Source organism: Streptomyces sp. NPDC048255 (assembly GCF_040652415.1).
Classification (GTDB): Bacteria; Actinomycetota; Actinomycetes; order Streptomycetales; family Streptomycetaceae; genus Streptomyces.
In genome coordinates, this window is sequence record NZ_JBEZMA010000016.1 from 27306 (window position 1) to 54252 (window position 26947).

General features: G+C 71.8%; 26 protein-coding genes and 2 tRNA genes. 17 read left to right on the forward strand and 11 right to left on the reverse strand.

Features of this window, described 5'->3' with window-relative positions:
- Positions 1–170 precede the first annotated feature (170 nt).
- From AB0D94_RS15555 to AB0D94_RS15565, 3 genes are all read left to right on the forward strand, one after another.
- Entirely contained in the window at positions 171–539 is a 369-nt protein-coding gene (locus tag AB0D94_RS15555) for a WhiB family transcriptional regulator (protein ID WP_362051434.1), read from the forward strand.
- Complete coding sequence (locus tag AB0D94_RS15560) at positions 536–868, forward strand: hypothetical protein (RefSeq protein WP_362051436.1); 333 nt, start codon at positions 536–538, stop codon at positions 866–868. Before AB0D94_RS15555 ends, AB0D94_RS15560 begins: the two co-directional genes overlap by 4 nt.
- A gap of 98 nt (positions 869–966) precedes the next feature.
- The gene (locus AB0D94_RS15565; RefSeq protein ID WP_078903702.1) at positions 967–1173 is read left to right on the forward strand and encodes a hypothetical protein; all 207 of its coding nucleotides are present in this window, start codon (positions 967–969) and stop codon (positions 1171–1173) included.
- 138 nt (positions 1174–1311) lie between these two features.
- Here AB0D94_RS15565 and AB0D94_RS15570 read toward each other — a convergent pair whose 3' ends face one another.
- On the reverse strand, positions 1312–2640 hold the full coding sequence (locus AB0D94_RS15570) for an AarF/ABC1/UbiB kinase family protein (RefSeq protein WP_362051439.1): 1329 nt from the start codon (positions 2638–2640) through the stop codon (positions 1312–1314).
- Between the two features lie 71 nt (positions 2641–2711).
- On the reverse strand, positions 2712–3848 hold the full coding sequence (locus AB0D94_RS15575) for a ThiF family adenylyltransferase (RefSeq protein WP_362051441.1): 1137 nt from the start codon (positions 3846–3848) through the stop codon (positions 2712–2714).
- A 166-nt stretch (positions 3849–4014) separates the two neighbouring features.
- Between AB0D94_RS15575 and AB0D94_RS15580 the strand changes: the two genes are divergently transcribed.
- The 4 genes from AB0D94_RS15580 (at position 4015) to AB0D94_RS15595 (ending at position 7940) form a co-directional block, all read left to right on the forward strand.
- On the forward strand, positions 4015–4611 hold the full coding sequence (locus tag AB0D94_RS15580; RefSeq protein WP_362051443.1) for a M48 family metallopeptidase: 597 nt from the start codon (positions 4015–4017) through the stop codon (positions 4609–4611).
- Between the two features lie 118 nt (positions 4612–4729).
- Complete coding sequence (locus AB0D94_RS15585; RefSeq protein WP_362051445.1) at positions 4730–6466, forward strand: TerD family protein; 1737 nt, start codon at positions 4730–4732, stop codon at positions 6464–6466.
- Positions 6467–6486: 20 nt separating this feature from the next.
- Positions 6487–7167: an AIM24 family protein gene (locus AB0D94_RS15590; RefSeq protein ID WP_362051639.1), complete on the forward strand. Its 681-nt coding sequence runs from the start codon at positions 6487–6489 to the stop codon at positions 7165–7167.
- 17 nt (positions 7168–7184) lie between these two features.
- The gene (locus tag AB0D94_RS15595) at positions 7185–7940 is read left to right on the forward strand and encodes an AIM24 family protein (protein WP_362051447.1); all 756 of its coding nucleotides are present in this window, start codon (positions 7185–7187) and stop codon (positions 7938–7940) included.
- A 93-nt stretch (positions 7941–8033) separates the two neighbouring features.
- Here AB0D94_RS15595 and AB0D94_RS15600 read toward each other — a convergent pair whose 3' ends face one another.
- Together AB0D94_RS15600 and AB0D94_RS15605 are read right to left on the reverse strand one after the other, a co-directional pair.
- Positions 8034–8564, reverse strand: a complete 531-nt coding sequence (locus tag AB0D94_RS15600; protein WP_362051449.1) for an NUDIX hydrolase — start codon at positions 8562–8564, stop codon at positions 8034–8036.
- Positions 8561–9964, reverse strand: coding sequence for a zinc-dependent metalloprotease (locus AB0D94_RS15605; protein WP_362051451.1), 1404 nt, complete (start codon positions 9962–9964; stop codon positions 8561–8563). The genes AB0D94_RS15600 and AB0D94_RS15605 overlap by 4 nt, the downstream gene beginning before the upstream one ends.
- A 315-nt stretch (positions 9965–10279) precedes the next feature.
- On the opposite strand from AB0D94_RS15605, the gene AB0D94_RS15610 reads away from it, so the two are divergent.
- The 4 genes from AB0D94_RS15610 (at position 10280) to AB0D94_RS15625 (ending at position 13538) form a co-directional block, all read left to right on the forward strand.
- A complete protein-coding gene (locus tag AB0D94_RS15610; protein ID WP_362051641.1) occupies positions 10280–11335 on the forward strand; it encodes an SDR family oxidoreductase in 1056 nt (351 codons plus the stop codon).
- Positions 11336–11530: 195 nt separating this feature from the next.
- Positions 11531–11992, forward strand: coding sequence for a molybdenum cofactor biosynthesis protein MoaE (locus AB0D94_RS15615; protein ID WP_362051453.1), 462 nt, complete (start codon positions 11531–11533; stop codon positions 11990–11992).
- A 146-nt stretch (positions 11993–12138) separates the two neighbouring features.
- Positions 12139–12336 carry a hypothetical protein gene (locus tag AB0D94_RS15620; RefSeq protein ID WP_362051455.1) on the forward strand — a complete coding sequence of 66 codons (198 nt, stop codon included), beginning with the start codon at positions 12139–12141 and terminating at the stop codon, positions 12334–12336.
- A 113-nt stretch (positions 12337–12449) separates the two neighbouring features.
- Entirely contained in the window at positions 12450–13538 is a 1089-nt protein-coding gene (locus AB0D94_RS15625) for a PDZ domain-containing protein (RefSeq protein WP_362051457.1), read from the forward strand.
- 64 nt (positions 13539–13602) lie between these two features.
- Here AB0D94_RS15625 and AB0D94_RS15630 read toward each other — a convergent pair whose 3' ends face one another.
- Positions 13603–14172, reverse strand: a complete 570-nt coding sequence (locus tag AB0D94_RS15630; RefSeq protein ID WP_362051459.1) for a PPA1309 family protein — start codon at positions 14170–14172, stop codon at positions 13603–13605.
- 109 nt (positions 14173–14281) lie between these two features.
- Here AB0D94_RS15630 and AB0D94_RS15635 point away from each other — a divergent pair, with 109 nt between their 5' ends.
- The 4 genes from AB0D94_RS15635 (at position 14282) to AB0D94_RS15650 (ending at position 19732) form a co-directional block, all read left to right on the forward strand.
- Complete coding sequence (locus AB0D94_RS15635) at positions 14282–17179, forward strand: UPF0182 family protein (RefSeq protein WP_362051461.1); 2898 nt, start codon at positions 14282–14284, stop codon at positions 17177–17179.
- A gap of 61 nt (positions 17180–17240) precedes the next feature.
- Positions 17241–17314, forward strand: a tRNA-Met gene (locus AB0D94_RS15640).
- A gap of 192 nt (positions 17315–17506) precedes the next feature.
- The gene (locus tag AB0D94_RS15645; protein ID WP_362051463.1) at positions 17507–19378 is read left to right on the forward strand and encodes a tetratricopeptide repeat protein; all 1872 of its coding nucleotides are present in this window, start codon (positions 17507–17509) and stop codon (positions 19376–19378) included.
- A 280-nt stretch (positions 19379–19658) separates the two neighbouring features.
- Positions 19659–19732, forward strand: a tRNA-Met gene (locus AB0D94_RS15650).
- 141 nt (positions 19733–19873) lie between these two features.
- On the opposite strand, the gene AB0D94_RS15655 is transcribed toward AB0D94_RS15650, so the two are convergent.
- Positions 19874–20290, reverse strand: a complete 417-nt coding sequence (locus AB0D94_RS15655; RefSeq protein WP_362051465.1) for a Fur family transcriptional regulator — start codon at positions 20288–20290, stop codon at positions 19874–19876.
- A gap of 130 nt (positions 20291–20420) precedes the next feature.
- On the opposite strand from AB0D94_RS15655, the gene AB0D94_RS15660 reads away from it, so the two are divergent.
- Complete coding sequence (locus AB0D94_RS15660; RefSeq protein WP_362051467.1) at positions 20421–21890, forward strand: catalase; 1470 nt, start codon at positions 20421–20423, stop codon at positions 21888–21890.
- A gap of 137 nt (positions 21891–22027) precedes the next feature.
- On the opposite strand, the gene AB0D94_RS15665 is transcribed toward AB0D94_RS15660, so the two are convergent.
- A complete protein-coding gene (locus AB0D94_RS15665) occupies positions 22028–22432 on the reverse strand; it encodes a CBS domain-containing protein (RefSeq protein WP_362051469.1) in 405 nt (134 codons plus the stop codon).
- Positions 22433–22608: 176 nt separating this feature from the next.
- A complete protein-coding gene (hisN, locus tag AB0D94_RS15670; RefSeq protein WP_362051472.1) occupies positions 22609–23412 on the reverse strand; it encodes a histidinol-phosphatase in 804 nt (267 codons plus the stop codon).
- 135 nt (positions 23413–23547) lie between these two features.
- Here hisN and AB0D94_RS15675 point away from each other — a divergent pair, with 135 nt between their 5' ends.
- Positions 23548–24117, forward strand: a complete 570-nt coding sequence (locus AB0D94_RS15675; RefSeq protein ID WP_362051474.1) for a TetR/AcrR family transcriptional regulator — start codon at positions 23548–23550, stop codon at positions 24115–24117.
- On the opposite strand, the gene AB0D94_RS15680 is transcribed toward AB0D94_RS15675, so the two are convergent.
- The 3 genes from AB0D94_RS15680 to aroA form a co-directional block, all read right to left on the reverse strand.
- The gene (locus AB0D94_RS15680) at positions 24083–24406 is read right to left on the reverse strand and encodes a multidrug efflux SMR transporter (protein WP_267718032.1); all 324 of its coding nucleotides are present in this window, start codon (positions 24404–24406) and stop codon (positions 24083–24085) included. The two genes, AB0D94_RS15675 and AB0D94_RS15680, sit on opposite strands and share 35 nt — an antisense overlap.
- A 134-nt stretch (positions 24407–24540) precedes the next feature.
- A complete protein-coding gene (rsgA, locus tag AB0D94_RS15685; RefSeq protein ID WP_362051477.1) occupies positions 24541–25551 on the reverse strand; it encodes a ribosome small subunit-dependent GTPase A in 1011 nt (336 codons plus the stop codon).
- A gap of 8 nt (positions 25552–25559) precedes the next feature.
- The gene (gene aroA, locus AB0D94_RS15690) at positions 25560–26942 is read right to left on the reverse strand and encodes a 3-phosphoshikimate 1-carboxyvinyltransferase (RefSeq protein ID WP_362051479.1); all 1383 of its coding nucleotides are present in this window, start codon (positions 26940–26942) and stop codon (positions 25560–25562) included.
- Between the last annotated feature and the right edge of the window lie 5 nt (positions 26943–26947).

The window sequence follows — 26947 nt, forward strand, 5'->3', positions numbered from 1 at the left end:
GGGCCGCGGAACCCCACCCGGGATCCGCGGCCCTTCTGTTTGTCCCCGAACGGGGACGACGGAGCGAAGGGGCCTCGGGACTGGCAGAACCAGTCGGTGTGAAGGCAGCCCAGCCGAACCCGGCCGACCGGCCGGAACGACTAGCCGAACAAGACGAGGAAGAAACCACCGTGCAACTCGAAGCGCACGCCCCGTCCGTACCGCAGACCCAAACGATCTCCCCGCCCGCAGTCCCGGAGGACCACACCTTGACCCCGCTCACCGCGCTGACCGCGCTCGACGACGCCATCGAGAACCTCGGCGTACCCGTCCCCTGCCGCACCTTCGACCCCGAGGTCTTCTTCGCCGAGTCCCCGGCCGACGTCGAGTACGCCAAGTCGCTCTGCCGCACCTGCCCGCTGGTCGAGGCCTGCCTCGCCGGGGCGACCGAGCGCCGCGAGCCCTGGGGCGTCTGGGGTGGCGAGCTCTTCGTCCAGGGTGTCGTCGTAGCCCGCAAGCGTCCGCGTGGCCGTCCGCGCAAGAACCCGGTCGCGGCATGAACGCCGCGGGAACCATCGACCGCCCCCTGACGCGCGACCCCCTGAAGCAGGCCCTCATGACCTCCGACACCACCACGAGCGCGCAGCCGCACGGCGCCGCCCACGCAGACTTCATCACCGCCGGCGCGATCACCTCGCGTCAGAACAGGACCCGCGAAATGCAACTCATCCCAGAAGCCCTGGCTCGTGCCCATATGGACGACCGCATGCGCGAGGCGGACGCCGAGCGTCACGCCACGCGCCTGGTCGCCGCGCGCCGCATGCAGCGGCGTGCCGAGCGCGTCTCGCTGCGCGCCCGGCGCGCGCTGGCCATGGCCGTCATGCACTAAGAGCTGAGAACAGCCACCCGGGGGGACCGGTCCGAACGGACCGGTCCCCCCGGTGCGTTGCGGACCGCCGCCACCCCCTGCGGGGATATCGTCTGGAGGTGGACCAGCCGACCCCCCACCCCGCCCAGCCGGGACCCGAGGCCCAGCCCGTCGTCTGCGCGCGCTGCGGCACCCAGGCCCCCGACGGCGCCCCGCCCACCTGGACCTGTTCGGTGGAGAACGGGACCCGAGAGTACTTCTGCGTCGTCTGCGCGCGAGCCAACCTCAGAGCGATCGAGAGTCGCCTCGACTCGTCCTGGTGGTGAGCCCTGAAGCCCTGCCCCCTGAAGCCCTGCCACCCGAAGCCCTGCCACCCGAAGTCCTGACCCCTGAAGCCTGAGCCCTGCGCCTGAACGCTGCGCCCGAACCCCGGAGCCCCGTCCAGGCCGCCGTCCCGCGGGCGGTCACTCCGCGGGCAGGAACCCCGGCAGCCAGGCCTCGAGTTCGTCCCGCAGCCGCACCGTCGAGCCCAGCTGGCACAGGACTCCGATGGTGCTCAGCGTCACCCGGTGGATCAGCACGTACGAAGGCGGCAGGTTGATCTGCCGGCCCAACTGGTGTGCGGGGGAGCGGGGATCGGCGATCCGCGCCGCCTGGCCGCGCAGCCACGGCCGGGTGAAGGTGAACTCCTCGGCCTCGGCGGGCTCGATGATCGGCTTCAGGTAGTCCAGTACCGCGTCGGGGTCGAGTTCGATGGACTTCTTCACGAAGCCCTCGGCGCACAGGTGCCCGTAGACCCCCTCGGCGTCACCGTCCAGCGTCATCCGCAGGGACCTGCCGATGGGCTTGGGCCAGCCACCGGGCAGCCGGTCGACCGTGCCGAAGTCCAGCACGCCCAGCCGCGTCCTGCCGTCCGCCCCGCAGACCAGGCGGAAGTTGCCCGGGTGCGGGTCCGCGTGCAGCAGTCCGGTGCGCGCAGGACCGGAGAAGAGGAACCGGGCCAGCAGCTGTCCGGCGCGGTCGCGCTCCTCCTGGGTGCCGTCGGCTATCACCTGCGACAGCGGAGTCCCCTCCAGCCACTCGGTCACCAGCACCTGGTCCCCCTGGTGCACGACATCCGGGACGACCACGTCCGCGTCGCCCTCGAAGGCGTCCGCGTGCGACCGCTGGGCCTCGGCCTCCAGCTCGTAGTCGAGCTCCTCCGTGACCCGCTCGCGCAGCTCCGTGATCACCGGCTTGATCTCCATGCCGGGCATCAGCGGCCCCAGCAGCCCCGCGAACCTGCTCAACTGCTTGAGGTCCGACAGCAGCGCCTCACCGGCCCCGGGGTACTGGACCTTGACCGCGACCTCGCGGCCGTCGTGCCACACCGCCCGGTGCACCTGCCCGATCGAGGCCGCCGCGGCCGGCTTGTCCTCGAACTCCTCGAACAGGTCCCGCCAGTCCTCGCCCAGCCGCTCCGCCAGCACCTTGTGCACCGTCGCCGCGGGCAGCGGCGGGGCCGCCTCCTGAAGCTTGGTCAGTGCCGCCCGGTAGGGCCCGGCCAGTTCCTCGGGCAGGGCCGACTCGAAGACCGACAGGGCCTGCCCGAACTTCATGGCCCCGCCCTTCAACTCGCCCAGCGTGCGGAAGAGCTGATCGGCCGTGCGCTGCTGGAGCTCGCGCGCCACGATCTCCGCGGACTTGCCGCCGATCCGCTTGCCGAGTCCCCACGTGGCCCGGCCCGCTATGCCGAGCGGCAGCGCCGCGAGCTTGACGGTACGCGTGACCGCCTTCCGGGGAAGATCAGACATACGCCCCTCCGTTTCCCAGACAGCGCGCCGCAAGCGGCGGTTGGGGTGGCCCCTCGGACAGAGGCATCCTGTCATGGCCCTCCCTCCCGCCCCGAGCCCGATCCTCGTCCCGCCGCTTCCGGCACCTGAGGTACGGCTGCGCCGCAGGGGCAGCCGGGGTGCGCGGCCACGGCGCGGTGCTCCCAGTGCAGGCCCGGAAGGGCGGCTTCCCAGCGGGACGCGGTGGAGGCGGGCAGCTCCCCGTCGAGGAAGGACAGCGCGTGGGCGGCGGCCAGCCCCGCCACCGCCGTGGACAGCCCGAGGTCGCAGGCGCCCGCCGCGCGGCGGCGGTGGGCCGACCTCCACTGCACCAGCATCCTGGGCCAGGCCGGGTCCCGCTCCACCCGGTCCCGCTCCATACAGCCCGCGCAGGCCGTGGTGCCCGGCAGCACCAGGGGCCCCACCAGCCCCGTGCCCTCCAGCACCCCCGCGTACAGGTGCGGGGTGCCGGTGGCGACCCAGTCGGCCGCGGTGTCCGGATCCGGGGCCCAGGCCTGCAACCCGTCCCGGGGCGCGACCACGACCAGGGCCAGCCCGGGCTCCGGGCCCTCGCCATCCCCGGCCCGCGGCGCACGCCCCGGGGCCGACTCGCGCACCAGCCTGCCCGCGGCCTCGGCCCGCAGCCGGCCCACGCTCCCCGGCCCCAGCCCGCCCGGCGCCACGTCAGCCGCCTCCACCCGTCCCCCGTCCAGCACCTCGACCCTGCCCACGCCCGCTCCCGCCAGGACCGCGGCGACCAGGGCGCCGACGCGGCCGCTCCCGCGCACCTGGACCCGTATCGCCCGGCGCGCGGCGATGCCCCGCAAGTCCCCGCCGGGCTCCCGGTTCACCAGGGAGAGGGAGCCCAGATCGGGACCGAGCCGCTCCAGGGTCTCCGGCCGTCCGCGCACGGCCTGGGCCCGGGGCCCGCCCGCGGTGGCGTCGTCGATCAGACCGGCCCCGGCCAGCCGCCGGACCAGCGCGTCGGCCTGACCCTCCGGCAGCCCCATTGCCGAGGCCTCGGCCCTCAGCAGCTCCATCCCCCGCGTCCCGTCGATCCGGTCGATGAACGACCCCGTCGCCGTGTCCACCGGGCCGAGCACCACCGCGTGGGCGGGAGTCACCCCGAACTGCACCGTCTCCCGGTCCCGCCAGGCCCGTGCCAGAGCAGGCTTCACCTTCGGATACATCGCCGTCCCCCCGATTCCTGTGCCGCTTCCCGTCCGCCTTCTTTCTCCTTCTCCCGCAACAGTGCCCGTCCGCCGGATTCGGTGCGGGGATTTGTCCACAGGCAGGGGGTATCAGGCATATGAGATGGAGAAAGTGGATGCCTTGGGTGCCGGCTGTGAATCGATCATGTTCGAACCCTGGAGGGGCGCGACTTCGGCCGCGCCTTCCGGGTACGGTCGTGGCGTGTCCGCCGACCCCCCGCAGCGCGCCGTAGAAGTCCGCCGGAGCGCGCGCCGCCGCAGGACCGTATCCGCCTATCGCGAGGGTGACCGTACGGTCGTGCTCATCCCTGCCCGGATGTCCGAGGCCGAGGAGCAGCGCTGGGTGGGCGTCATGCTCGACAAGCTCGCCGCGCAGGAGAGCAAGCGCACCCTCGGGGACGCGGAACTCACCGAACGCGCCGCGCGTTTGTCCGAGCAGTACTTCAGCGGCCGCGCACGCCCCCGCTCGGTCCGCTGGGTGACCAACCAGAACACCCGCTGGGGCTCCTGCACCCCGGCCGAGGGCAGCATCCGGCTCTCGCACCGCCTCCAGGGCATGCCCGAGTACGTCGTCGACTACGTGCTCCTTCACGAGCTCGCCCACCTCCTCGTCCCCGGCCACGGCCCGCGCTTCTGGGAGCTGCTGGAGTCCTACCCGCGGACCGAGCGGGCGCGCGGGTACCTCGAGGGAGTGGTCGCGGCCGAGCGTCTTCCGAAGGTGCCCGCGGCGCGCGACGAATGACCGTGATGTCACTGACCGTGATGTGTACCGGGTCGGTACCGACTTGGCCGGATGTCGGCAGTTGCCGTTAGCCTGAGCGGCACGCATTCACAGTCGGGATGGGGGACGGTCGTTACGTATGGCCAGGGAATTCCAACGCGGCCACAAGGCCAAGATCAGTGATCTGACGGCGGGCACCGATCTGTACGTGGGTGTGCAGATCAGCGGGCCCGGACTCGCCTTCGACATCAGCTGCTTCGGCCTCGACGCGAACGAGCAGTTGTCCGACGACCGCTACTTCGTCTTCTTCAACCAGCCGAAGTCGCCGGAAGAGTCCATTCAGCAGCTCGGCGCGCAGGCCGGTGACACCGAATCCTTCCGGGTGACACTGGACCGCATTCCGGCGTCCATCCACAAGCTGTCCTTCACCGCCACCATCGACGGCGCCGGACAGATGTCGCAGGTCGGCCCGGGCTACATCCGGATCGTCGCGGGCGGCGAGGAAGTGGTGCGGTACGCCTTCACCGGCTCGGAGTTCACCACCGAGCGCGCCGTGATGCTCGGCGACTTCTACCTCAAGGACGTGTGGCGCTTCGCCGCCGTCGGCCAGGGCTTCGACGGCGGTCTCGACGCGCTGCTGAGGAACTTCGGCGGCGAGGTCGCCGAGGAGGCGCAGCCGGAGCAGCAGGTCCCGGCCCAGGGCGGAGCCACGCCCGGGTTCGCCCCGCCGCCCCAGGCACCGGCCCCCGCGCCCTCCTTCGGCGCCCCGGCCCCGCAGGCCCAGGCACCGGCCCCCGCACCGTCCTTCGGCGCGCCCGCGCCCGCCCCCGCGCCGGCCCCGCAGCCGTACCAGCAGCCCGCCGCGCCCGCTCCGGTGCACGCGGCCCCCACCATGGCCGCCCCGATGGCCCCGCCGGCTCCCGCGGCCCCGTACGGCCAGCCGCCGCAGGCCCCGCCGGCCCCGCAGCCCTCGTACGGCCAGCCGCCGCAGGCCCCGCAGGCCCCGCAGCCCTCGTACGGCCAGCAGGTGCCCGGCCAGTACCCGGGCCAGGTGCCCCCGCCGGCCCCGGCCCCGTACGGCCAGCAGCCGGGCTACGGCCAGGTCCCGGGCCAGCCCCCCGGCCAGTTCCCCGGCCAGCAGCCGGGCCAAGGCCAGCCCCCGGGCCAGTACCCCGGCCAGCAGCCGGGTTACGCCCCCCAGGCGGCCGGCGCCGGGGCGGGTCTCGCCGCAGCGCTCCAGCCGTACAAGGAAGCCCCCACCGGCGCCCGCTGGACCCCGCAGAACCAGCAGCTCATGCGGGTGGACCTCTCGATGGGCGGCCAGGCCGTCCTCGCCCGCCAGGGCAGCATGGTCCTCTACCAGGGCAAGGTCGACTTCAGCTACAAGGGCGCGGGCTTCGCCGGCCGCATCGTCGGCAACGCCACCGGCCAGGAGATGCAGCTCATGCGCTGCACCGGCCGCGGCCAGGTCTTCCTCGCGGAGAACGGCGCCCACCTGCACGCCATCGAGCTCCAGGGCGACGCCATCTGCGTCTCCGCCGAGAACGTCCTCGCCTTCGACGAGTCGCTCCAGCACGAGGTCCGCCGGATCGAGGGCCACGGCATCCCCGGCGGCGCCCTGTTCACCATGCAGTTCCAGGGCTCCGGCACGGTGATCGTCAAGACCAACGGCGTCCCGGTCGTCCTGCCCGTCACCCCGACCACCTTCGCGGACAGCAACGCCATCGTCGCGTGGTCGGCCGCCTCGCAGGTGATCCTGTCCAGCCAGGTCCGGCTGCGGCGCAACGCCTACCCCGGCCACAGCGGGGAGACCGTGAACCTCCAGTTCCGCGGTGCTCCCGGCAACTTCATCGTCGTCCAGCCGTACGAGGTCTGAGGGAGCCCGACATGAACGCAATGAACCAGCAGCTCGCGGGCTACGCCCCGACCCCCGTCACGGCCCGCATGGAGAACCACGGCCGGGCCATGCTCAAGGTCGCCATGCAGAGCGGCCAGGACCTCTTCGCCCGCACCGGCTCGATGGTCGCCTACGAGGGCTTCGTCCAGTACGAGCCCAACCCGCCGGCCGTCCGCCAGATGGCCTCGCAGTGGCTCACCGGCGAGGGCGCCCCGCTGATGAAGTGCACCGGCGACGGGCTCCTCTACCTCGCCGACTACGGCGCCGACGTCGTCGTCATCAACCTCAACAACGACGCCCTCTCCGTCAACGGGACCAACCTGCTCGCCTTCGACGCGCACCTCCAGTGGGGCGTCGAGCGGGTCAAGGGCATGGCGAAGTTCGCCGGCCAAGGCCTGTTCAACGTGCAGATCGCCGGCACCGGATGGGTCGCGATCACCTCCCGCGGCACCCCCATCGTGGTCGACTGCGGCCGCGGCGAGGACGAGACGTACGTGGACCCGGACGCGCTCGTCGCCTGGTCCCCGAACCTCAAGGTCAAGGGGAAGCGCAGCTTCAAGGCCTCGTCGATGATCGGCCGGGGCAGCGGGGAGGCCTACCAGATGGCCTTCTCCGGCCAGGGGATCGTCGTCGTACAGCCCAGCGAGGACAGCACCGACCGGCTCCGGGCCCGGGGCTGAGGGGGAGCGGACACATCATGCAGAGCGCACTTTTCGGCTACGCGGAAGCGCAGTCCCAGGACCGGTACACCGTCCAGAACCCCCAGCTCCTACGGGTCACCCTGGCCGGCTCCGACGACGTGCTCGCCCGCAAGGGCGCGATGGTCGCCTACCAGGGCCTCATCGACTTCGACGGCGAGTACCAGAGCAGCAACCAGCGCAACGCCCGCCGCCGCACCGGCGAGGGCCTCGACCTCATGCGCTGCTCCGGGCAGGGCACGGTCTACCTGGCCAACCTGGCCCAGTACGTCCACGTCGTGGACGTCGACCAGGACGGCCTCACGGTCGACAGCAGCTACGTCCTCGCCCTGGACTCCACCCTGCACACCGAGGCCATCGCGGTGGACAGCCAGTACGGGATCTCCGGCTCCGGCAAGTACCAGCTCAACATCACCGGCCGCGGCAAGGTCGCGCTGATGACCTCCGGGCAGCCGCTGATGATGCAGGTCACCCCCGACAAGTACGTCAACGCCGACGCGGACGCCATCGTCGCCTGGTCCACCTCGCTGCGCGTGCAGATGCAGGCCCAGACGCACTCCACCGGCGTCTGGCGGCGCCGGGGGAACACCGGCGAGGGCTGGGAGCTGAGCTTCCTCGGCACCGGCTTCGCGCTGGTGCAGCCCAGCGAGGTGCTGCCGCCGCAGAACGCCCAGCTCGGCCAGGGCGCGGCCGCCCAGTTCGGGATGGGCCAGCACGGCGCGCACGCGCAGAACCAGAACAACGCCTGGAATTGACACGCCTGAACTGACACGCCTGGAATCGACACTTCCGGCACGGCGAAGGGGCGGCCCCACCCGGGACCGCCCCTTCGTCACGTCCGCCGTGGCTCAGCCGCCGAGCCGCGCCCTGGCCGCCTCCACCAGCCGCACCACCGAGGCGTCGGCCACCGCCGCCACCTCGTCGTACGGGAACCAGCGCAGGTCGAGCGATTCCTCGCTGATCTCCGCCACCGCTCCGGCCGGTGCGAGCACCGCGTACTGCACGTCCAGGTGCCAGTTGCACGGCGCCGGGATCGGATGCCGGTCCAGGCGCACCGGGCCGCCCGGCAGCAGGGTCAGCCCGGAGGCGATGCCCGACTCCTCGACGGCCTCCCGCAGCGCCGCCCCCGCGAGCGTGGCGTCACCGGGCTCGCAGTGGCCGCCCATCTGCAGCCACATGCCGAGCTTCTTGTGGAGGGTCAGCAGGACCCGCTCCCGCTCCGGGTCGATCACCAGCGCGCTGCCGGTGATGTGCCCGGCCTGACAGGGCTTGTAGACCCCGTCCGGATGCGCGGCCAGGTGGTCCAGGTAGAGATCGCGCAGCTCGGGCTGGTCCTCGTACCCCTTCAGGACGAGGACCGCGTCGTCGTACAGGCTCACTTCTTCTCTTCGCCGTCCTCGTCGTCCCGCTTGCGGGCGGCCTCGCCGAGCATCTTGTCGATCTCGGAGAAGTCCAGCTGCTCGCGGTGCACGAACCCGTCCGGGTCGTCCAGGTCGGAGGCCGTCGGCAGCATGTCCGGGTGCTCCCACAGCCCGTCCCGGCCGTCCACACCGCGCGCGTCGGTGAGCGAGGCCCACAGCCGCGAGGCGTCCCGCAGCCGGCGCGGACGCAGCTCCAGACCGATCAGCGTCGCGAAGGTCTGCTCGGCCGGGCCGCCCGAGGCGCGCCGCCGGCGCATGGTCTCGCGCATGGCGTCCGCCGAGGTCAGCCGGGGCTTGGCCGCCGCGTGCACCACCGCGTCGACCCAGCCCTCGACCAGCGCGAGGGCCGTCTCCAGGCGGGCCAGGGCGGCCTTCTGCTCGGGGGTGTCCTGCGGCTGGAACATACCGCCCTGGAGCGCTTCCTGGAGCTGCTCCGGGTTGGACGGGTCCAGCTGGCCGACCACGTCCTCCAGCTTCGAGGTGTCGACCTTGATGCCGCGGGCGTAACCCTCGACCGCGCCGAACAGGTGCGAGCGCAGCCACGGCACGTGCGCGAAGAGCCGGGCGTGGGCCGCCTCGCGCAGGGCCAGGTACAGCCGCACCTCGTCCGAGGGGACGCCCAGGTCCTTGCCGAAGCTCTCGATGTTCAGCGGCAGCAGCGCGGCCTTGCCGGCCGGGCCGAGCGGCAGCCCGATGTCGGTCGAGCCGACGACCTCGCCCGCGAGCACGCCCACGGCCTGGCCGATCTGCTGGCCGAACATGGCACCGCCCATGGAGCGCATCATGCCGAGCAGCGGGCCCGCCATGGCCTGCATCTCCTCCGGCAGGACACTGCCCATGGCCGCGCCGACGCGCTCGGCGACCGGGTCCACGAGCTCCTTCCACACCGGAAGGGTCGCCTCGACCCACTCGGCGCGGCTCCAGGCCACGGCCGTGGTGGCGCCCGAGGGCAGCGAGGTCACGTCGTCCAGCCACAGGTCGGCGAGGCGGACGGCCTCCTCGACCGCGGACTTCTGGGCGATGCCGACGCTGGTGTCCTTCACGCCGTCCGACGTGCCCTGCGCCACGGTCTGGCGGGCGATGTCCTTGGCCATGTCCCAGTTCACGGGACCGCCCTCGTAGCTGAGCATCTGGCCGAGCTGCTGGAAGGCCGCTCCGAGGTCGTTCGGGTTCATCGAGCCGAACATCGCGGCGAACGGGTTGTCCGCGCCGCCGGGGCCGCCCGGCATGCCCATGCCCGGGAACCCGAACGGATTCGCCGGGCCGCCCTGACCGCCCTGATCGCCCTTCCTCTTGCCATCGTCGCCGTTCTCCGGCTCCTCCGGCGGAAGGCCGAATCCGAATGGGGTGTCGCTCACGGGTTTCCTCGGCTCGTAGGGCCGCCGGCGGGTGCCGACGGGCAATGGTCCGACAACACCACCCAGCGTAGACACCAGACCCGCTTCCGGGCTCGGTGCTCCGCCGACTCCTGGGCTGCGGCAGGATGGACATCACCTGGTGGGTACGCGTCACGGCGCGTCCCTACTGAAGACAACCGCTGGAGACGCCTGGTGAGTTCCCCGGATCCGCACGCTTTGGGCAAGCACAGCTCGGACAAGCACTTCCCCGCGGCCCACGACGCCGAAAACCAGGGCGACAGCGCCGACGGCGTTCGCCAGCCGCGAAACCCGGCGGTGCGGGGCCCCGTGATCGCCGTGACCGGCGCCGCGTCGGGCGTCGGCGCCGCCCTGGTGAGCCGCCTGGCGGCATCCGACGAGGTCAAGCAGGTCGTGGCCATCGACGAGCGGCGCGGGGACTGCGCGGCCGCGCAGTGGCACGTGCTGGACGTACGGGACCCCGCGATCGCCGAGAAGCTGCGCGGCGCGGACGTGGTGGTCCACCTGGCGCTCGACCTCGACCTGGAGACGGACCCGGCGGCCCGTACGGCGTACAACGTGCGCGGCACCCAGACCGTGCTGACGGCCGCCGCGGCGGCCGGGGTGCACCGCGTCGTGCTGTGCACCTCAGCGATGGTCTACGGGGCGCTGCCGGACAACGACATCCCGCTGTCGGAGGACTCCGAGCTGCGGGCCACCGCCGAGGCCACCGGCGTGGGCGACCTGCTGGAGATCGAGCGGCTGGGACGGCGGGCCCCCCGGGCCCACCCCGGCCTGAACGTGACGGTGGTCCGCCCCGCGGTCCTCGTCGGCGGCACGGACACCGCGCTGACCCGCTACTTCGAGTCCCCGCGCCTGCTGGTCGTGGCCGGATCCCGGCCCACCTGGCAGTTCTGCCACGTGGAGGACCTGGTCAGCGCCCTGGAGTACGCCGCCCTGGAGAAGGTCGAGGGCGAGCTGGCCGTGGGCTGCGAGGGCTGGCTGGAGCAGGAGGAGGTCGAGGAGCTGAGCGGCATCCGCCGCATGGAGCTCCCCTCGGCGGTCGCGCTGGGCGCGGCGGCCCGGCTGCACCGGATCGGCCTGACCCCGTCCCCGGCCGGGGACCTCGCGTACACGATGCACCCCTGGGTGGTCAGCGTCAGCGGGCTGCACGCGGCGGGCTGGCGGCCCCGCTGGACCAACGAGGAGGTGCTGGCCGAGCTCCTCCAGGAGGTCGCGGGCCGCCACACGGTCGCGGGCCGCCGCCTGGGCCGCAAGGACGCCGCCACGGCCGCCGGCGCCGCGGGTGCGACGGTGGCGCTGCTGGGCGCGGCCGCCGCGGTCCGCCGGGCGCGGAAGCGGCGCGGCATCTGACCTGCGGTCGGCTGTCGGTCCGGTCCGGTGCGCCGCCGTTGCCGGGGGCGCTGCCCCCGGATCCCCGTGCCTCAAACGCCGGCGGGGCCGGATCGTGCCCGCGGGGCCGGATTGGTAGGAGGCTCCCAAGGGGGCGGGTCCGGCACGGGCGAAACTGCTATTTCGCCTCGTCAGCCACTAGGGCACGATGAAGGCATGGCACCGCACTTCGACCACCCCGGCGAGCAGGCCGCTCCGGACCCGATCCGGCTGCTCCAGATCCGTGACACCCCGCTCTCGATCGACGAGGTCTTCCAGGCCGTCGGCGACGACGCGGCGGGCGGTACGACGCTCTTCGTCGGCACGGTGCGCGACCACGACAGCGGGGCGGACGTCGACTCGCTCGGCTACTCCTGCCACCCGACGGCCGAGGCGGAGATGCGCCGCGTGGCCGAGCGCGTCGTGGCGAAGTACCCCGTCCGCGCCCTGGCCGCCGTGCACCGCGTGGGGGACCTGGCCGTAGGCGACCTGGCCGTCGTCGTCGCCGTCTCCTGCCCGCACCGCGGCGAGGCCTTCGAGGCCTCCCGGATGCTGATCGACGACCTGAAGCACGAGGTCCCGATCTGGAAGCACCAGACCTTCGCGGACGGCACCGAGGAGTGGGTCGGGGCCTGCTGAACCCCCGGGTGCGAGGTGGCCCCCGGAGGGGGGTAGCCTCGCACCCGTTCGGCCGCGCAACACGCCCTCGATTTGCGTAACCCCCTTCCGGGCACGAGCGTTGAAGCCACCGACGACACGTACTTTCGGGGCAGGGAGGCACGCGCATGGCGTCATTGGCGTGGTTGCTGATTCCGCTGTTCGCCGCGATCGGAGCGGCGATATGGGGCAGCTGGGCGGCACGCGACCGTACTCAAGGAGACATATCCGAGCTCGCGGGCTACGCAAGGTTCCGTGAAGCCATGGACAGGTCCGATCAGGGCAGGGCGAAAGCAGAGGCCCACTCCGGTTCTGACGCCGTCTGACGCGTCCCGTGAGGCTCCCCCGGACCGCCGGGGGTACTGAGACTTCCGCGCACGGCCCCGTACGGACCGGCCCCAGGGGCCGCCCGCCAGGGCCGTCCCGTACTGTCGGATCCATGCCACGCCGCACTGCGACGATGCTCGCCTCCACCCTGATGTTGTTCGCGCTGCTCTGCGCAGGGGTGTTCCTCAAGGTCCCGTACTCCGAGATGAGCCCGGGCCCGACCGTGAACACGCTCGGTGATTCGCACGGCGAGCCCGTCCTCAACATCGGAGGGCGCAAGACGTACCCGACCAGCGGCCACCTCAACATGACGACGGTCCGCGTCACCGGGGCGGACTACGACATGAACCTGCTGGAAGCGGTGTACGGGTGGCTGGCGGGCGACAACATCGTCGTGCCGCACGAGAACCTCTACCCGGACGGCAAGACGGAAGAGCAGTCGACGCAGGAGAACGCCGAGGAGTTCAGCCAGTCGCAGCAGAGCGCCAAGGTGGCGGCCCTGCGGCAGCTCGGCATCCCGGTCACCGCGCGCGTGATCGTCTCCTCCGTGGTCAAGGCCAGCCCCGCCGAGGGCAAGCTGCACGCCGGTGACGTCGTCCAGGCCGTGGACGGCGCTCCCGTCACCGCCCCCGAGGACGTGGCCAAGCTCGTCACCAAGCACAAGGCCGGCGAGCCGGTCGAGTTCACGGTCATCCCCGCCGCGGAGGCGGCCGAGGCGGCCAAGGCGCAGCGCGAGCCCACCGGCTCCTCCAAGGTCACCATCACCACGGGCAAGGCGGAGGACGACGGTCACGCCATCGTCGGGATCCGGGCCGGAACCGACCACACCTTCCCGTTCACGATCGACATCAAGCTCGCCGACGTCGGCGGCCCCAGCGCCGGCCTGATGTTCGCCCTCGGCATCGTCGACAAGCTCACCCCCGAGGACCTGACCGGCGGCAAGTTCGTCGCCGGTACCGGCACCATCGACGACAAGGGCAAGGTCGGCCCGATCGGCGGCATCCAGATGAAGACCATCGGCGCCCGTCAAGCCGGCGCCGAGTACTTCCTGACACCCGCGGAGAACTGCGCGGCCGCGGCCTCCGACGTGCCCGACGGGCTGACCCTGGTGAAGGTCTCCACCATGGACGACGCCACGAAGGCCCTGGAGAAGATCAGCAAGGGGGACACGGCCGGGCTGCCGCAGTGCGGCAAGCCCTGACCGTTCCGCCCCGGCTCCGGCCCCGGCCCGCGTCCGCCCCGCGGGCCGGCGTACCCCTCCGGCCCTACGAGAAGGTCGCGGCCAGCGCCTCCGCCAGCCCGGGCACCAGGCCCCCGCCGGTGAGGACCTCGGTCGAGGAGTCCTTCTCGCGGAGCCGTACGGCCGACTCGCGCGAGCCGTCGCGCAGCACGGCCACCGTGATGCGGACCTCCTGCCGCTCGGGGTGCCCGGCGACCCACTTCGCCAGCTGCTTGTCGCTGAGCCCCTCCGGTACGGAGGCCTCCGCCGACGGCGGCAGCATCAGCCGCTCCACCGTCAGCGCGCAGCCGACGACCGCGTCGGGCCAGGCGATGGTGCCCAGGAACTTGTCGAGCGGGGTCCCGGCCGGGACCTCGTCCTGCTCGATCGGGGTGAGGGAGGACTTGCCGGCGTCGTCCTGGTCGAGGCCGAGCTGGCCGGCCAGCCGAGGCTCCTGCTTCTTGAGCCGGGCGGTGTCGACGAGGGCGAACAGCCGTGCGGGCTTGTCCCAGCCGAGGCCGGCCGCGTACTCGTCGATCTCGAGACAGGCGCGGGTCAGCGGGCTGGCCGCCATCGGCGTGCCGGGGGAAGGCGAAAGGTTGGACATGGACAACATCCTGCCTCCTTTCCGCCGGATACCGGGAACTGACTAAAGCCTCCGTAAGTTGCATGAGTGGGCTCTACGATCGGGGGCCCGTTCATTACCAGACTCAGCGACTTTCGAGGTGCGCACCTTGGCTTTCCAGATGCCGGACCGCGGCGGAGGCCCTTCCGGGCCACGGATGAGAGTCGGCCGCCCGTCCCGGCGAGCCCGCACTCTCCTCATGACCTTGGGCGTGCTGGCCGTCCTGGCCATGCTCTTCATCATGTTCGCGGGCTTCTGGACGGACTGGCTCTGGTTCCGTTCCGTGAAGTACTCCTCCGTCTTCACCACCACGCTGTGGACCAAGATCGGCCTGTTCGCCGTCTTCGGTCTGCTGATGGCCGGTGCCGTCGGGCTGAACATCTGGCTGGCGTACCGGCTGCGGCCGCCGCTCAGCGCGATGTCGATGGAGCAGCAGAGCCTCGACCGCTACCGGATGAGCATCGCCCCTTACAAGAAGTGGCTGCTGCTCGGTATCTCCGTGCTGGTCGGCCTGATCGCCGGGGCCTCCGCGGCCGGCCAGTGGAAGACCTGGCTGATGTGGGTCAACGGGGTGCCCTTCGGACAGAAGGACCCCCAGTTCAACCTGGACGTGTCCTTCTACGCGTTCGACCTGCCCTGGTACCGCTTCCTGCTCGGCTTCGGCTTCGCCGCGGTCGTGCTCTCGGTGATCGCCGCGGCCGTCGTGCACTACCTGTACGGCGGACTGCGCGTGACCAGCCCGGGCGCCCGGGCCACCGCCGCGGCGACCGGACACCTGTCGGTGCTGCTCGGCCTCTTCGTCACGCTCAAGGCGATCGCGTACTGGCTCGACCGGTACGGCCTCGCCGTGAAGTCCAGCGACTTCAAGGCGGCGGACAACTGGACCGGCCTGCGCTACGTCGATGCCAACGCGTACCTGCCGGCCAAGACGATCCTCGTCGCCATCGCCGCCATCTGCGCCGCGCTGTTCTTCGCGACGCTGTGGCGCCGCACCTGGCAGCTGCCGGTCATCGGCTTCGGCCTGATGGTGCTCTCGGCGATCCTGATCGGCGGGCTGTACCCGGCGATCGTGCAGAAGTTCCAGGTCCAGCCGAACGAGCAGGCGAAGGAATCGCCGTACGTCCAGAAGAACATCGCGGCGACGCGTGACGCGTACGGCATCGACAAGACTGAGGTCAGCGACTACGCGGGCATCCCGGACCCCAAGGCGGACAAGAACAAGCTCCGCCAGGACGCCAACACCACAGCCAGTGTCCGGCTGCTCGACCCGAACATCGTCTCCCCGGCCTTCCAGCAGCTCCAGCAGAACCGGGGCTACTACGGCTTCCCGTCCACCCTTGCGGTGGACCGGTACAAGGGCCAGGACACGGTCATCGGCCTCCGCGAACTCAACCTCGGGGGCATCCCGAAGAACAACTGGATCAACGACCACTTCCGCTACACCCATGGTTTCGGAGCGGTTGCCGCCAAGGGCACCGAGGTCGCCGCGAACGGCACCCCCGTCTTCAACGAATCGGGCCTGCCCTCCACCGGTGACCTCGGAGAGTACGAGCAGCGGATCTACTACGGCGAGCAGACCAAGCAGTACTCGATCGTCGGGGGCCCGCAGAAGGAGCTCGACTACGCCGACGACAAGGGTGAGAAGGAGACCACCTACAAGGGCGACAGCGGCGTGAGCCTCGGCAACCCGGTCAACAGGGCCGCCTACGCCCTCGCCTTCAGCGAGCCGCAGATCCTCTACTCGGGAGCCATCGGCGAAGGTTCCAAGATCCTTTACAACCGGACGCCCAAGGAGCGGGTCGAGGCGGTCGCTCCCTGGCTGACCATCGACGGAGCCGCCTACCCGGCGGTGATCAACGGCCGGATCCAGTGGATCGTGGACGCCTACACCACCAGCAACGGCTACCCCTATGCCTCCCGTACGACGCTCGGGGACACCACGGCGGACTCGCTGACCAACTCCCAGCGCGCGGTCGTCGCGCAGGAGAACCAGGTCAACTACATCCGGAACTCGGTGAAGGCCACCGTCGACGCCTACGACGGCACGGTGAAGCTGTACCAGTGGGACACCCAGGACCCGGTGCTCAAGACCTGGATGAAGGCCTTCCCCGGCACGGTCGAGTCCCGGAAGGAGATCCCGCAGGCGCTGATGGACCATCTGCGCTACCCGCAGGACCTGTTCAAGGTGCAGCGCGAGCTCCTGACCCGCTACCACGTCACCGACCCGCAGACCTTCCTCAGCGGCAGCGAGGTCTGGGCGGTGCCGGACGACCCGACGAACAAGGAGGGGAACGCGGTCCCGCCGTACTACCTCTCCCTGAAGATGCCGGGGCAGAAGGAGCCGAACCAGGCCTTCTCGCTCACCACCACGATGACCCCGAACGGCCGGGACAACCTCAGCGCCTTCATGCAGGTCAACGCCGACCCCGGAACACCCGACTACGGCAAGATCAAATTGCTGAAGCTGCCCACCACCAACCCGGTGGACGGACCCAAGCTGGTGCAGGCCCGGTTCAACTCCAAGCCGGAGATCGCCACGGAGATCAACATCCTGAGCCGGGGCGACTCGCAGGTGGAGTACGGCAACCTGCTCGCGGTCCCGCTCGACAAGGGCATGCTCTACGTCGAGCCGGTCTACGTGCGCGGTGGCGGGCTGAAGTACCCGCTGCTCAAGAAGGTCCTGGTGACCTATGGGGAGCAGACCGCCTTCGAGGACACCCTGGAGAAGGCACTGAACGTGGTCTTCGGGGCCGAGGCGCCGAGCACCACCCCGCCGACGACCCCGCCGGGCGAGGGCACCACCACGCCACCGCCCAGCACGGACCCGACGGTCAAGGCGGCGCTCGCCGACGCGCAGAAGGCCGTCGAGGACGCCGAGAAGGCCAGGCAGGCCGGAGACTGGGCGGCCTTCGGCAAGGCGCAGGACGAGATCAAGGCGGCGCTGAAGCGGGCGGTCGACGCGGAGGCGAAGCTGACGGCGCCCAAGCCGGGAGGCTAGCCGTCCGCGCCGTCAGTCGGTAAAGGCTCCCTCCCGCGTCGTGATACTGTGGTTTCACCGACGCGGGGTGGAGCAGCTCGGTAGCTCGCTGGGCTCATAACCCAGAGGTCGCAGGTTCAAATCCTGTCCCCGCTACTGAAGATGAAGGCCCGGATCCATGGGATCCGGGCCTTCGTCATGTCCGGAGCGGACACACGGTAGCTGGGAAGGGTGAGTTGGGGCGGGAGCGTGTTTGACTTATCTCTCTGTGGGCATGTCGACAAAACGCTGTAGTGACCTCACTGGCTGCGACATACCAGGTGTACGCGGGTAGCAGGTGATGCGACGATGGGATTTATGGGGGACAGGTCAACTCTGCTGGAGACAGGGCGGTTTGTGAGGGCGGAGTCGGAGCCGGGTACGGGAGCCGGTGACACGGCTCCCCTTGTCAACGCGCAGACCGTGCTGACCGATGCGGAGTTCTTGGACAAGCACAGTGCGGAGGAGATGTTCGCCGAGACCGACGCGGCGAGCGACGCCGAGCTGGAAGCCCGGCACCGGGTGGCCGCCGACAAGGGCGACCCGGGTGCCATGAGCGTGCTCGGGGCGCTGCTGCTGCGCCGCGGCGACCTGTCCGGGGCCGAGCCGTACCTGCGCGGAGCCACCGGCGAGGGGGACCGTGCCGCCGCGAACAACCTCGGCGTGCTGCTGCACCAGCGGGGCTACCCCGAGGAGGCGGCCGGCTGGTGGCGGGTCGCCGCCGTCGCCGGATCCGCTCCGGCCGCGCACGCCCTGGGCCGCCACTTCCGCGAGCGGGGCGACGAGCCCGCCGCCGAGTACTGGCTCCGCCAGGCGGCGGAATCCGGCCACGCCCTGGGTGCGTACGGGCTGGCCGACCTGCTGGAACACCGGGGTGACAAGGGTGTCGAGCGGTGGTTCCGCGCCGCCGCCGAGCAGGGGCACCGCGAGGCCGCGTACCGGCTGGCACGGCACCTGCGGAAGGGCGACCCCACCGAGGCCGAGCAGTGGTACCGGCAGGCCGCCGCGCGCGGACACCGCCGGGCCGCGCTGCACCTGGGCGCCCTGCTGGAGGCGCGCGGGGAGCTCAAGGAGGCCGGGCGCTGGTACCTGACCTCCGCCAAGCAGGGGGAGGCCCGTGCCGCGTGCGCGCTGGGCTTCCTGCTGCGCGACGCCGGGGACGAGGACAACGCGGCCGCGTGGTGGCACCGGGCCGCCCAGGACGGCGACGCCAACGCGGCCAACGCCCTGGGCGCGCTGCACGCCGCCCGCGGGGAGACCCAGACCGCGGAGCGCTGGTACCGGACCGCCATGGACGCGGGCGACCAAAACGGGGCGTACAACCTTGCTCTGCTGTGCGTCGCACAGGACCGGACCTCGCAGGCCGAGCAGTGGTACCGGCGCGCGGCCTACGCCGGACACCGGGAGGCGGCCAACGCGCTCGCCATCCTGCTGCTCCAGGGCGGCGACGCGGCGGGCGCGGAGCCGTGGTTCTCCAAGGCGGCCGAGGCGGGCAGCGTGGACGCCGCCTTCAACCTCGGCATCCTCTTCGCCAGCCGCGACGAGGACCGGACCGCGCTGAAGTGGTACGAGCGGGCCGCTTCGGCGGGCCACACGGACGCGGCCCTCCAGGTCGGGATCGCGCTGGTGCGGGACGGCGAGGAGCGGGCCGCCGAACGGCACCTGCGGTGCGCGGCGGGCGGCGGGAGCGCGGAGGCGGCCTTCCGGCTGGCCTCGCTGCTGGAGTCGCTGGCCCCGCCCGCGGAGCCGGTGGCGCTGGGCGAGCCGGTGGGCGGCGCGCCGCGGACCGAGAGCGAGGAGTGGTACGAGCGGGCCGCCGAGCTGGGGCACCGGCGGGCGCAGGTCCGGGTCGGCATGCTGGCGGCGGCCCGGGGAGACCTGGCGGTCGCCGCGCGCTGGTACCGGGAGGCGGCCGAGGCCGGGTCCCGCAACGGTGCCTTCAACCTCGGGCTGCTGCTGGCCCGCGAGGGCAGCGAGCCGGAGGCGGCGCTGTGGTGGACCCGGGCTGCGGTGGCGGGCCACGGGCGCGCGGCCCTGCGGCTGGGCCTGCTGGCGGCGCGCCACGGTGACCTGGCGGAGGGGCAGAAGTGGTGCGTGCGGGCCATGGAGCTGGGGCCGGCGGAGGTGTCCGAGCGGGCGGCCAGGTTGCGCGAGGCGCTGGCGGAGGAGCTCTCGGCCTGACCCCTGGTCGGGGGCTCCGCCGGTTCCCGGGCCGGGGCTCCGCCGTGCCTGCGGGTGAGGCGCCGTTGCTGGGGCTCCGCCCCGGACCCCGCGCCTCAAGCGCCGGCGGGGCTGGAGGTCGGGGCTCCGCCCCGGACCCCGCGCCTCAAGCGCCGGCGGGGCTGGAGGTCGGGGCTCCGCCCTGGACCCTGCGCCCCAAGCGCCGGCGGGGCTGGAGGGGGTCGGCCGGTTAAGCGATTTGCATCTGCCGTGCCCCCTCACGTAAAGTCAGGTTTACCGACGCGGGGTGGAGCAGCTCGGTAGCTCGCTGGGCTCATAACCCAGAGGTCGCAGGTTCAAATCCTGTCCCCGCTACTGAAGGCCCGAGGCCCGGATCCCATGGATCCGGGCCTCGAGTCGTTTGCGGTACCAAAACGAGCAGGTGCGCGGGAACGCGTAAGGCCGGGAGCCTCGGCTCCCGGCCTTACGTTCTTGTCAGGTCTTCTCGGGCGCGCCCTAGGCGGCGGCGCAGTTCGGGCACACCCCGCGGTACGTCACCTCGACCGCCGACACCACGAAGCCGAAGCGCTCGGTGTCGGGCAGGTCGGCCAGCGGGTTGCCCGCCGGGTGGACGTCGCGGATCGCGCCGCACTGGGCGCAGACCAGGTGCTGGTGCGGCCGGTGGGCGTTCGGGTCGTACCTCTTGGCCCGGCGATCGGTCGCGACTTCCAGGACCTCGCCGAGCGAGACGAGCTCTCCGAGCGTGTTGTACACCGTCGCCCGGGAGATCTCGGGGAGCTTGACCACCGCTCGTGCGTGCACCTCGTCCGCCGTCAGGTGAACGTGGTCACCGTCGAGCACCTCGGCCACGACGCGCCGCTGTGCGGTCATGCGCCATCCGCGTCCGCGAAGTCGTTCCAGCAGGTCACTCATGGGTGCCAGCCTAACAGCGCGGGGACTCCGTGTAACTCCCGAACGAGTGTGGACTTGGATGCTTACTTGACTTAGACAAAGTCCATCGTAGGATCGAATACGGCACAGGCCAAGGACAGGACTCGCAGGAATGACGCAGGAGGCGCACGTGACGCAGGGACCGCTCACCACGGAGGCCGGGGCTCCGGTCGCCGACAACCAGAACAGCGAGACCGCTGGCGTCGGCGGGCCCGTTCTCGTCCAGGACCAGCTGCTGCTGGAGAAGCTCGCCCACTTCAACCGCGAGCGCATCCCGGAGCGCGTGGTGCACGCCCGCGGCGCCGGTGCGTACGGCACCTTCACGCTGACCCGTGACGTCTCCCAGTGGACCCGGGCCAAGTTCCTGTCCGAGGTCGGCAAGCAGACCGAAACGTTCCTGCGCTTCTCCACCGTCGCGGGCAACCTCGGCAGCGCCGACGCGGTGCGCGACCCCCGCGGCTGGGCGCTGAAGTTCTACACCGAAGAGGGCAACTACGACCTCGTCGGCAACAACACCCCGGTGTTCTTCATCAAGGACGCCATCAAGTTCCCGGACTTCATCCACACCCAGAAGCGCGACCCGTACACGGGCTCGCAGGAAGCCGACAATGTGTGGGACTTCTGGGGCCTGAGCCCCGAGTCGACCCACCAGGTGACCTGGCTCTTCGGTGACCGCGGCATCCCGGCGTCCTACCGTCACATGAACGGCTACGGCTCGCACACGTTCCAGTGGAACAACGAGGCCGGCGAGGTCTTCTGGGTCAAGTACCACTTCAAGACCGACCAGGGCATCAAGAACCTCACCCAGGCCGAGGCCAACCAGCTCGCCGGCGAGGACCCGGACTCCCACCAGCGCGACCTGCGCGAGTCCATCGAGCGCGGCGACTTCCCGAGCTGGACCGTGCAGGTCCAGATCATGCCGGCGGCCGAGGCGGCCCAGTACCGCTTCAACCCGTTCGACCTCACCAAGGTGTGGCCGCACGAGGACTACCCGCCGATCGAGATCGGCAAGCTGGAGCTCAACCGCAACCCGGAGAACGTCTTCGCCGAGGTCGAGCAGAGCATATTCAGCCCGGCCCACTTCGTCCCCGGCATCGGTCCCTCCCCGGACAAGATGCTCCAGGGCCGCCTCTTCGGATACGGCGACGCCCACCGCTACCGCGTCGGCATCAACGCCGACCACCTGCCGGTGAACCGCCCGCACGCCACCGAGGCGCGCACCAACTCCCGTGACGGCTACCTGTACGACGGCCGCCACAAGGGTGCGAAGAACTACGAGCCGAACAGCTTCGGCGGCCCGCACCAGACGGACCGTCCGCTGTGGGTCTCCACCCCGGTCACCGGCGGCACGGGCAACCACGCCGCGCCGGTGCACAGCGAGGACAACGACTTCGTCCAGGCGGGCAACCTCTACCGCCTGTACTCCGAGGACGAGAAGTCGCGTCTGATCGAGAACCTGTCCGGCTTCATCGCCAAGGTCTCCCGTGACGACATCGTCGAGCGTGCGATCAACAACTTCCGCCAGGCGGACGGTGACTTCGGCAAGCGGCTGGAGGCCGCGGTCCAGGCCCTTCGCGGCTGACCTCCCCTTCGCGGCTGAACCGCCGCCGCCGCTCTCGCGGAGGTGGTGGCCCCGCCCCAGGGGTGCATCGATTGATGGCTGCTCGCCGGAACGGGAGGGGCCGGACCTTCGTCCAGAGGGTCCGGCCCCTCCCGCTTTCAGCTCGCCAGCCCGGCAGGGGAGGGGCGCCGGGCCGGGACCCAGCAGCGGATGATGTCGCGTACGGAGACGATGCCCACCGGGCCGCCGTGCTCCAGCACGATCAGATGCCGGAATCCGCCGTGGGCCATGGCCTCGGCGGCGTCCTGCAAGGTGGCGTCCGGTGTGCAGAACACCACGTTGTTGGTGGTGTGCGCGCCCACGGACTCCCGGTCGGGGTCGTGGCCCGCGCCGATCGAGTTGAGGATGTCGCGCTCGGTCAGGATGCCGATTCCGCTGTGGTCGGGGTCGAGGACGACGGCCGCGCCGACGCGCCGGCCGGACATCAGGCAGGCCGCCTGCCGGAGGGTGTGCGCGGGTCCGAGGGTGAGGATCACGGTGCTCATGGCGTCACGGACGAGCATGGAGAGAGCCACCTCCTGGGTGAGTCCCGCCGCTTGGGTGGGTGCACTTGAGAAGGCATTCACAAGCGCACAAGCGGGGGGACTCTCAGATTCCCACGGACGCGGGAGGGCAGCAAGAAGGCGCGGGAGAACGGGTGTTCACCGTTTCCGGCGCGCGGGCGCACACCGGCCGGACGTCAGGCGCGCGGCCGCAGGTGCTCCAGCATCCGCGCGTGCAGCAGTCCGTTGGAGGCCGCCGCGTTCCCGCCGTGCACTCCGTCCACCCCGTTCAGGCTGGTGAAACGGCCGCCCGCCTCCTGGACCACGACCGCGATGGCCGCCATGTCCCACAGGTTCAGCTCCGGTTCGGCGCACAGGTCCAGCGAGCCCTCGGCCACCATCATGTACGGCCAGAAGTCGCCGTAGCCGCGCGTACGCCAGCACGCGCGGGTCAGGTCCAGGAACCCGGCGAGCCGGCCCCGCTCCTCCCAGCCGCTCAGCGAGGAGTAGGCGAACGAGGCGTCGCCCAGCCCGGCCACCTTGGACACGCCGATCGCGGCGGTCTCGCCCAGCGCCCCGCCCGCGTACGCGCCCCCGCCCCGCGTGGCCCACCAGCGGCGGCCCAGCGCCGGCGCCGACACCACGCCGACCACCGGTTCGAAGACGCCGTCCGCGCCTTCCGCCATCAGGGAGATCAGCGTGGCCCAGACCGGGACCCCGCGCACGTAGTTCTTCGTGCCGTCGATCGGGTCCACCACCCAGCGGCGCGGGCCGCTGCCCTTGAGCCCGTACTCCTCGCCAAGGATCGCGTCATCGGGCCGCGCGGCGGCGATGCCGGCCCGGATGACCTCCTCGGCGGCCGTGTCCGCCTCGCTCACCGGAGTCATGTCCGGCTTCGTCTCGACCGCCAGGTCGAGGGCGCGGAACCGCTGCATCGTGACGGCGTCCGCCGCGTCGGCGAGTTCGAGGGCAAGGCGCAGGTCATCGTCATACTCGGGCATGCCCGAACAGTATCGAGACTCCCGCACCCCCACCAATGAGGTCCACAGTGCGGCCGGGAGGCGCCCTTGACAGGATCTGTCGGCCCGTCAACTCTGGCGGGGAAGCCCAGCGGCCAGGCCAGTGGGGAGGCGACCATGCCGGCAGCCCGGGAGTCCTTGCTGGAAGCGGCCGGAGCGGCGCTCGCCGCACGCCCCTGGCCGGCCGTGCGGATGGTCGACGTCGCGGCCGCCGCCGGGGTGTCGCGGCAGACCCTCTACAACGAGTTCGGCGGCAAGGCCGGGCTGGGCCGGGCCCTGGTCCGGCGCGAGGCCGACCGCTACCTCGACGGGGTCGACCGGGCCCTGGGCGCCCCGGCCACGACCGCCGACCGGCTGCTGGCCGTCGCCGAGTGGACCGTACGGGCGGCCCGCGCGCAGCCCCTCGTACGGGCCCTGCTCACCGGGTCCTGGAACACCGGCCTGCCCGCCCCGGGGCTGCCGCCGCGGCCGGGCGCCGGGCCTCCCGGGCCCGGCCAGCTGGCCCGCGAGGTACGGGACCGGGCGGCCGCCGCGCTCACACCGGAGGAGGGCGCGCAGCGGTGCGAACTCGCCGTCCGGCTCGCGCTCTCCTACGTGATCGCCCCGCCGGAGGGCCCGGCCGGGCCCGCGCTCGCCGAGCTGCTGCGGCCGGTCAGTGGCCGGACCCGGACAGCTGGAGCCCGATGACCCCCAGGATGACCAGCGAGATCGACACGAGCTTGAGGGTGGAGACCAGGTCGCCGAGGAAGACCATGCCGTAGATCGCCGTCCCGGCCGCCCCGATGCCCGTCCACACCGCGTACGCCGGACCCACGTCCAGCTTCTTGAGCGCCAGCGTCAGCAGACCGAAGCTGCCGAGCGCGAAGCACGCGAAGGCGATGGTCGGCCACAGCCGGGTGAAGCCGTGGGACAGCTTGAGGCAGACCGCGAAGCCGGTCTCCAGGATTCCCGCGACCACGACCAGCAGCCACGCCATGTCGAATGCCTCCCCGCGTCACGTGACACGGTCTGGGCCCGACGACTCCCGGCCTGAACCTGCGCGCCACTTGGTGCGACTATCCATTTACCAGACACGGCCTTCCGCAAACCCCGCCGCACGGCGCCGGACGGTCAGTCGCCCTCGCGCCGCTCCCGCGTCTCCAGCAGCCGCCGCAGCGAATACAGCCGCGCCGGGTCCGCGTGGCCGTCCTCCACCCACTTGTCGAGCGCGCAGTCCGGCTCGTCGTGGCTGCACGCGCGCGGGCACTCCTCGGTTCCCGGAACCAGGTCCGGGAAGGCGAGGATCACCCGGGACGGATCCACGTGGTGCAGACCGAAGGAGCGCACGCCGGGGGTGTCGATGACCCAGCCCTCCATCCCCGGCAGGGGCAGCGCCAGCGCCGAGGTGGTGGTGTGCCGCCCGCGCCCGGTGACCGCGTTGACCACCCCTGTCGCCCGCTTGCGGTCCGGCGCCACCAGGGAGTTGACGAGGGTGGTCTTGCCGACGCCCGAGTGTCCTACGAACGCCGTGATCCGGCCCTCCAGGCGCTCGCGCACCTTGGCGGCCGCGTCACCCGTGGCCAGCTCCTCGCGGTTGGTCACCACGTAGTTCACGCCGAGCGTGGAGTAGATCTCCAGGATCTTGTCGGCGGAGGTCAGATCGGACTTCGTGAGCACCAGCAGCGGCTCCAGCCCGGCGTCGTACGCCGCCACCAGGCAGCGGTCGATCATCCGGGGCCGCGGCTCCGGGTCGGCCAGGGCCGTGACGATGGCCAGCTGGTCGGCGTTGGCGACGACCACGCGCTCGTAGGGGTCGTCGTCGTCGGCGGTGCGGCGCAGGACGGACTTGCGCTCCTCGATCCGCACGATCCGGGCCAGGGTGTCCTTCTTGCCGGACAGGTCCCCGACGATCCACACCCGGTCGCCGACGACCGCCGCCTTGCGGCCCAGCTCCCTGGACTTCATGGCGTGGACCGTGCGGTCCCCGACGAGGCAGGTCAGCCGGCCCCGGTCGACGGTCAGGACGAAACCCTCGGAGGCGTCCTCGTGCTTGGGGCGGATGTTGGTCCGCGGCCGGTTGCCCTTGGGGTTGGGCCGCTGGCGGATGTCGTCCTCGTCGGTGTGCTTGCCGTACCTGCGCATGACGGGCCCTACGCTCCCGCACCCGCTTCGGGCGCCGTCGGGTCCCCGCCGTCGCCCGAGAGCATGTCCGTCCACATCTTGGGGAAGTCCGGCAGGGTCTTCGCGGTGGTCGCCACGTTCTCGATGAGTACGCCCTCCACCGCCAGGCCGATCACCGCGCCCGCGGTGGCCATCCGGTGGTCGTCGTACGTGTGGAAGGTGCCGCCGTGCAGCGGGCGCGGCCGGATGTGCAGGCCGTCCGCCGTCTCCGTCACGTCACCGCCGAGCGCGTTGATCTCCTTGGTGAGCGCGGCCAGCCGGTCCGTCTCGTGCAGCCGCAGGTGCGCGACCCCGCGCAGCACCGACTCCGAGTCGGCCAGGGCCGCCACCGCGGCGATGCCGGGGGTGAGCTCGCCGACCTCGCTCAGGTCCACGTCGATGCCGTGGATCTTGCCGGTGCCGGTGAAGACCAGGCCGGCGTCGGTCAGCTCGCAGGAGCCGCCCATCTCCGTGAAGATCCGGCGCAGCGCGTCACCGGGCTGCGTGGTGCGGCGCGGCCAGTCCGGGATGGTGACCGTGCCGCCGGTGATCAGGGCGGCGGCCAGGAAGGGCTGCGCGTTGGAGAGGTCCGGCTCGACCACCATGTCGCGGCCCAGCAGTGCGCCGGGGGCGACCCGCCAGACGTCCTTCTCGCCACCCGCCTCGGGGGTGTCGACCTGCGCGCCCGCCGCGCGCAGCATCTCCACCGTCATCCGGATGTGCGGCATCGACGGCAGGTTGCCGCCCACGTGCCGGACCTCGACGCCCTGGTTGAAGCGCGGGGCGGAGAGCAGCAGCGCCGAGACGAACTGCGAGGAGTTGCTGGCGTCGATCTCGACCGTGCCGCCCTCCAGGGCCCCGCCGCCCTGGACGGTCAGCGGCAGCGCGCCCCGGCCGTCGTCGTCGATCCGGGCGCCGAGGGTGCGCAGCGCGGTGATGACCTGGCCGAGCGGGCGCTCGTAGGAGCGCGGGTCGCCGTCGAAACGGATGTCGCCGTCGGCGAGGGTGGCGACGGGCGGCAGGAAGCGCATGACCGTTCCGGCGTTGCCGACGTCCACGGTCGTCGGGCCGTGCAGGGCCGCCGGGATGATCCGCCAGGCCTCGCCGCCCACCGAGCCGTCGGCGGCCGGGGCGGAGCTGGACGAGACGGTCTCCTCGATGCCCACGCCCATCGCGCGCAGGGCGTCCGACATCAGCTGGGAGTCGCGCGAGCGCAGCGGGCGGCGTACCCAGCCCGGCTCGGCGGCCAGTGCGGCGAGCACCAGAGCGCGGTTGGTGACCGACTTGGACCCCGGCACGGTGACGGTGGCGGTGACGGCTGCGTCGGCGACGGGGGCGGGCCAGAGGGCGTGGAGCGCGGGGGTCTCGGTCATGGCCC

Coding starts and splice junctions, on each gene's coding strand:
- AB0D94_RS15655 (WP_362051465.1), bottom strand. CDS start 20,290: ATGAGTGACCTGCTGGAACGACTTCGCGGACGCGGATGGCGCATGACC.
- AB0D94_RS15645 (WP_362051463.1), top strand. CDS start 17,507: ATGGGATTTATGGGGGACAGGTCAACTCTGCTGGAGACAGGGCGGTTT.
- rsgA (WP_362051477.1), bottom strand. CDS start 25,551: ATGCGCAGGTACGGCAAGCACACCGACGAGGACGACATCCGCCAGCGG.
- AB0D94_RS15620 (WP_362051455.1), top strand. CDS start 12,139: ATGGCGTCATTGGCGTGGTTGCTGATTCCGCTGTTCGCCGCGATCGGA.
- AB0D94_RS15615 (WP_362051453.1), top strand. CDS start 11,531: ATGGCACCGCACTTCGACCACCCCGGCGAGCAGGCCGCTCCGGACCCG.
- AB0D94_RS15680 (WP_267718032.1), bottom strand. CDS start 24,406: ATGGCGTGGCTGCTGGTCGTGGTCGCGGGAATCCTGGAGACCGGCTTC.
- AB0D94_RS15625 (WP_362051457.1), top strand. CDS start 12,450: ATGCCACGCCGCACTGCGACGATGCTCGCCTCCACCCTGATGTTGTTC.
- AB0D94_RS15675 (WP_362051474.1), top strand. CDS start 23,548: ATGCCGGCAGCCCGGGAGTCCTTGCTGGAAGCGGCCGGAGCGGCGCTC.
- AB0D94_RS15570 (WP_362051439.1), bottom strand. CDS start 2,640: ATGTCTGATCTTCCCCGGAAGGCGGTCACGCGTACCGTCAAGCTCGCG.
- hisN (WP_362051472.1), bottom strand. CDS start 23,412: ATGCCCGAGTATGACGATGACCTGCGCCTTGCCCTCGAACTCGCCGAC.
- AB0D94_RS15585 (WP_362051445.1), top strand. CDS start 4,730: ATGGCCAGGGAATTCCAACGCGGCCACAAGGCCAAGATCAGTGATCTG.
- AB0D94_RS15580 (WP_362051443.1), top strand. CDS start 4,015: ATGTTCGAACCCTGGAGGGGCGCGACTTCGGCCGCGCCTTCCGGGTAC.
- AB0D94_RS15660 (WP_362051467.1), top strand. CDS start 20,421: ATGACGCAGGAGGCGCACGTGACGCAGGGACCGCTCACCACGGAGGCC.
- AB0D94_RS15575 (WP_362051441.1), bottom strand. CDS start 3,848: ATGTATCCGAAGGTGAAGCCTGCTCTGGCACGGGCCTGGCGGGACCGG.
- AB0D94_RS15665 (WP_362051469.1), bottom strand. CDS start 22,432: ATGCTCGTCCGTGACGCCATGAGCACCGTGATCCTCACCCTCGGACCC.
- AB0D94_RS15595 (WP_362051447.1), top strand. CDS start 7,185: ATGCAGAGCGCACTTTTCGGCTACGCGGAAGCGCAGTCCCAGGACCGG.
- AB0D94_RS15590 (WP_362051639.1), top strand. CDS start 6,487: ATGAACCAGCAGCTCGCGGGCTACGCCCCGACCCCCGTCACGGCCCGC.
- AB0D94_RS15630 (WP_362051459.1), bottom strand. CDS start 14,172: ATGTTGTCCATGTCCAACCTTTCGCCTTCCCCCGGCACGCCGATGGCG.
- AB0D94_RS15560 (WP_362051436.1), top strand. CDS start 536: ATGAACGCCGCGGGAACCATCGACCGCCCCCTGACGCGCGACCCCCTG.
- aroA (WP_362051479.1), bottom strand. CDS start 26,942: ATGACCGAGACCCCCGCGCTCCACGCCCTCTGGCCCGCCCCCGTCGCC.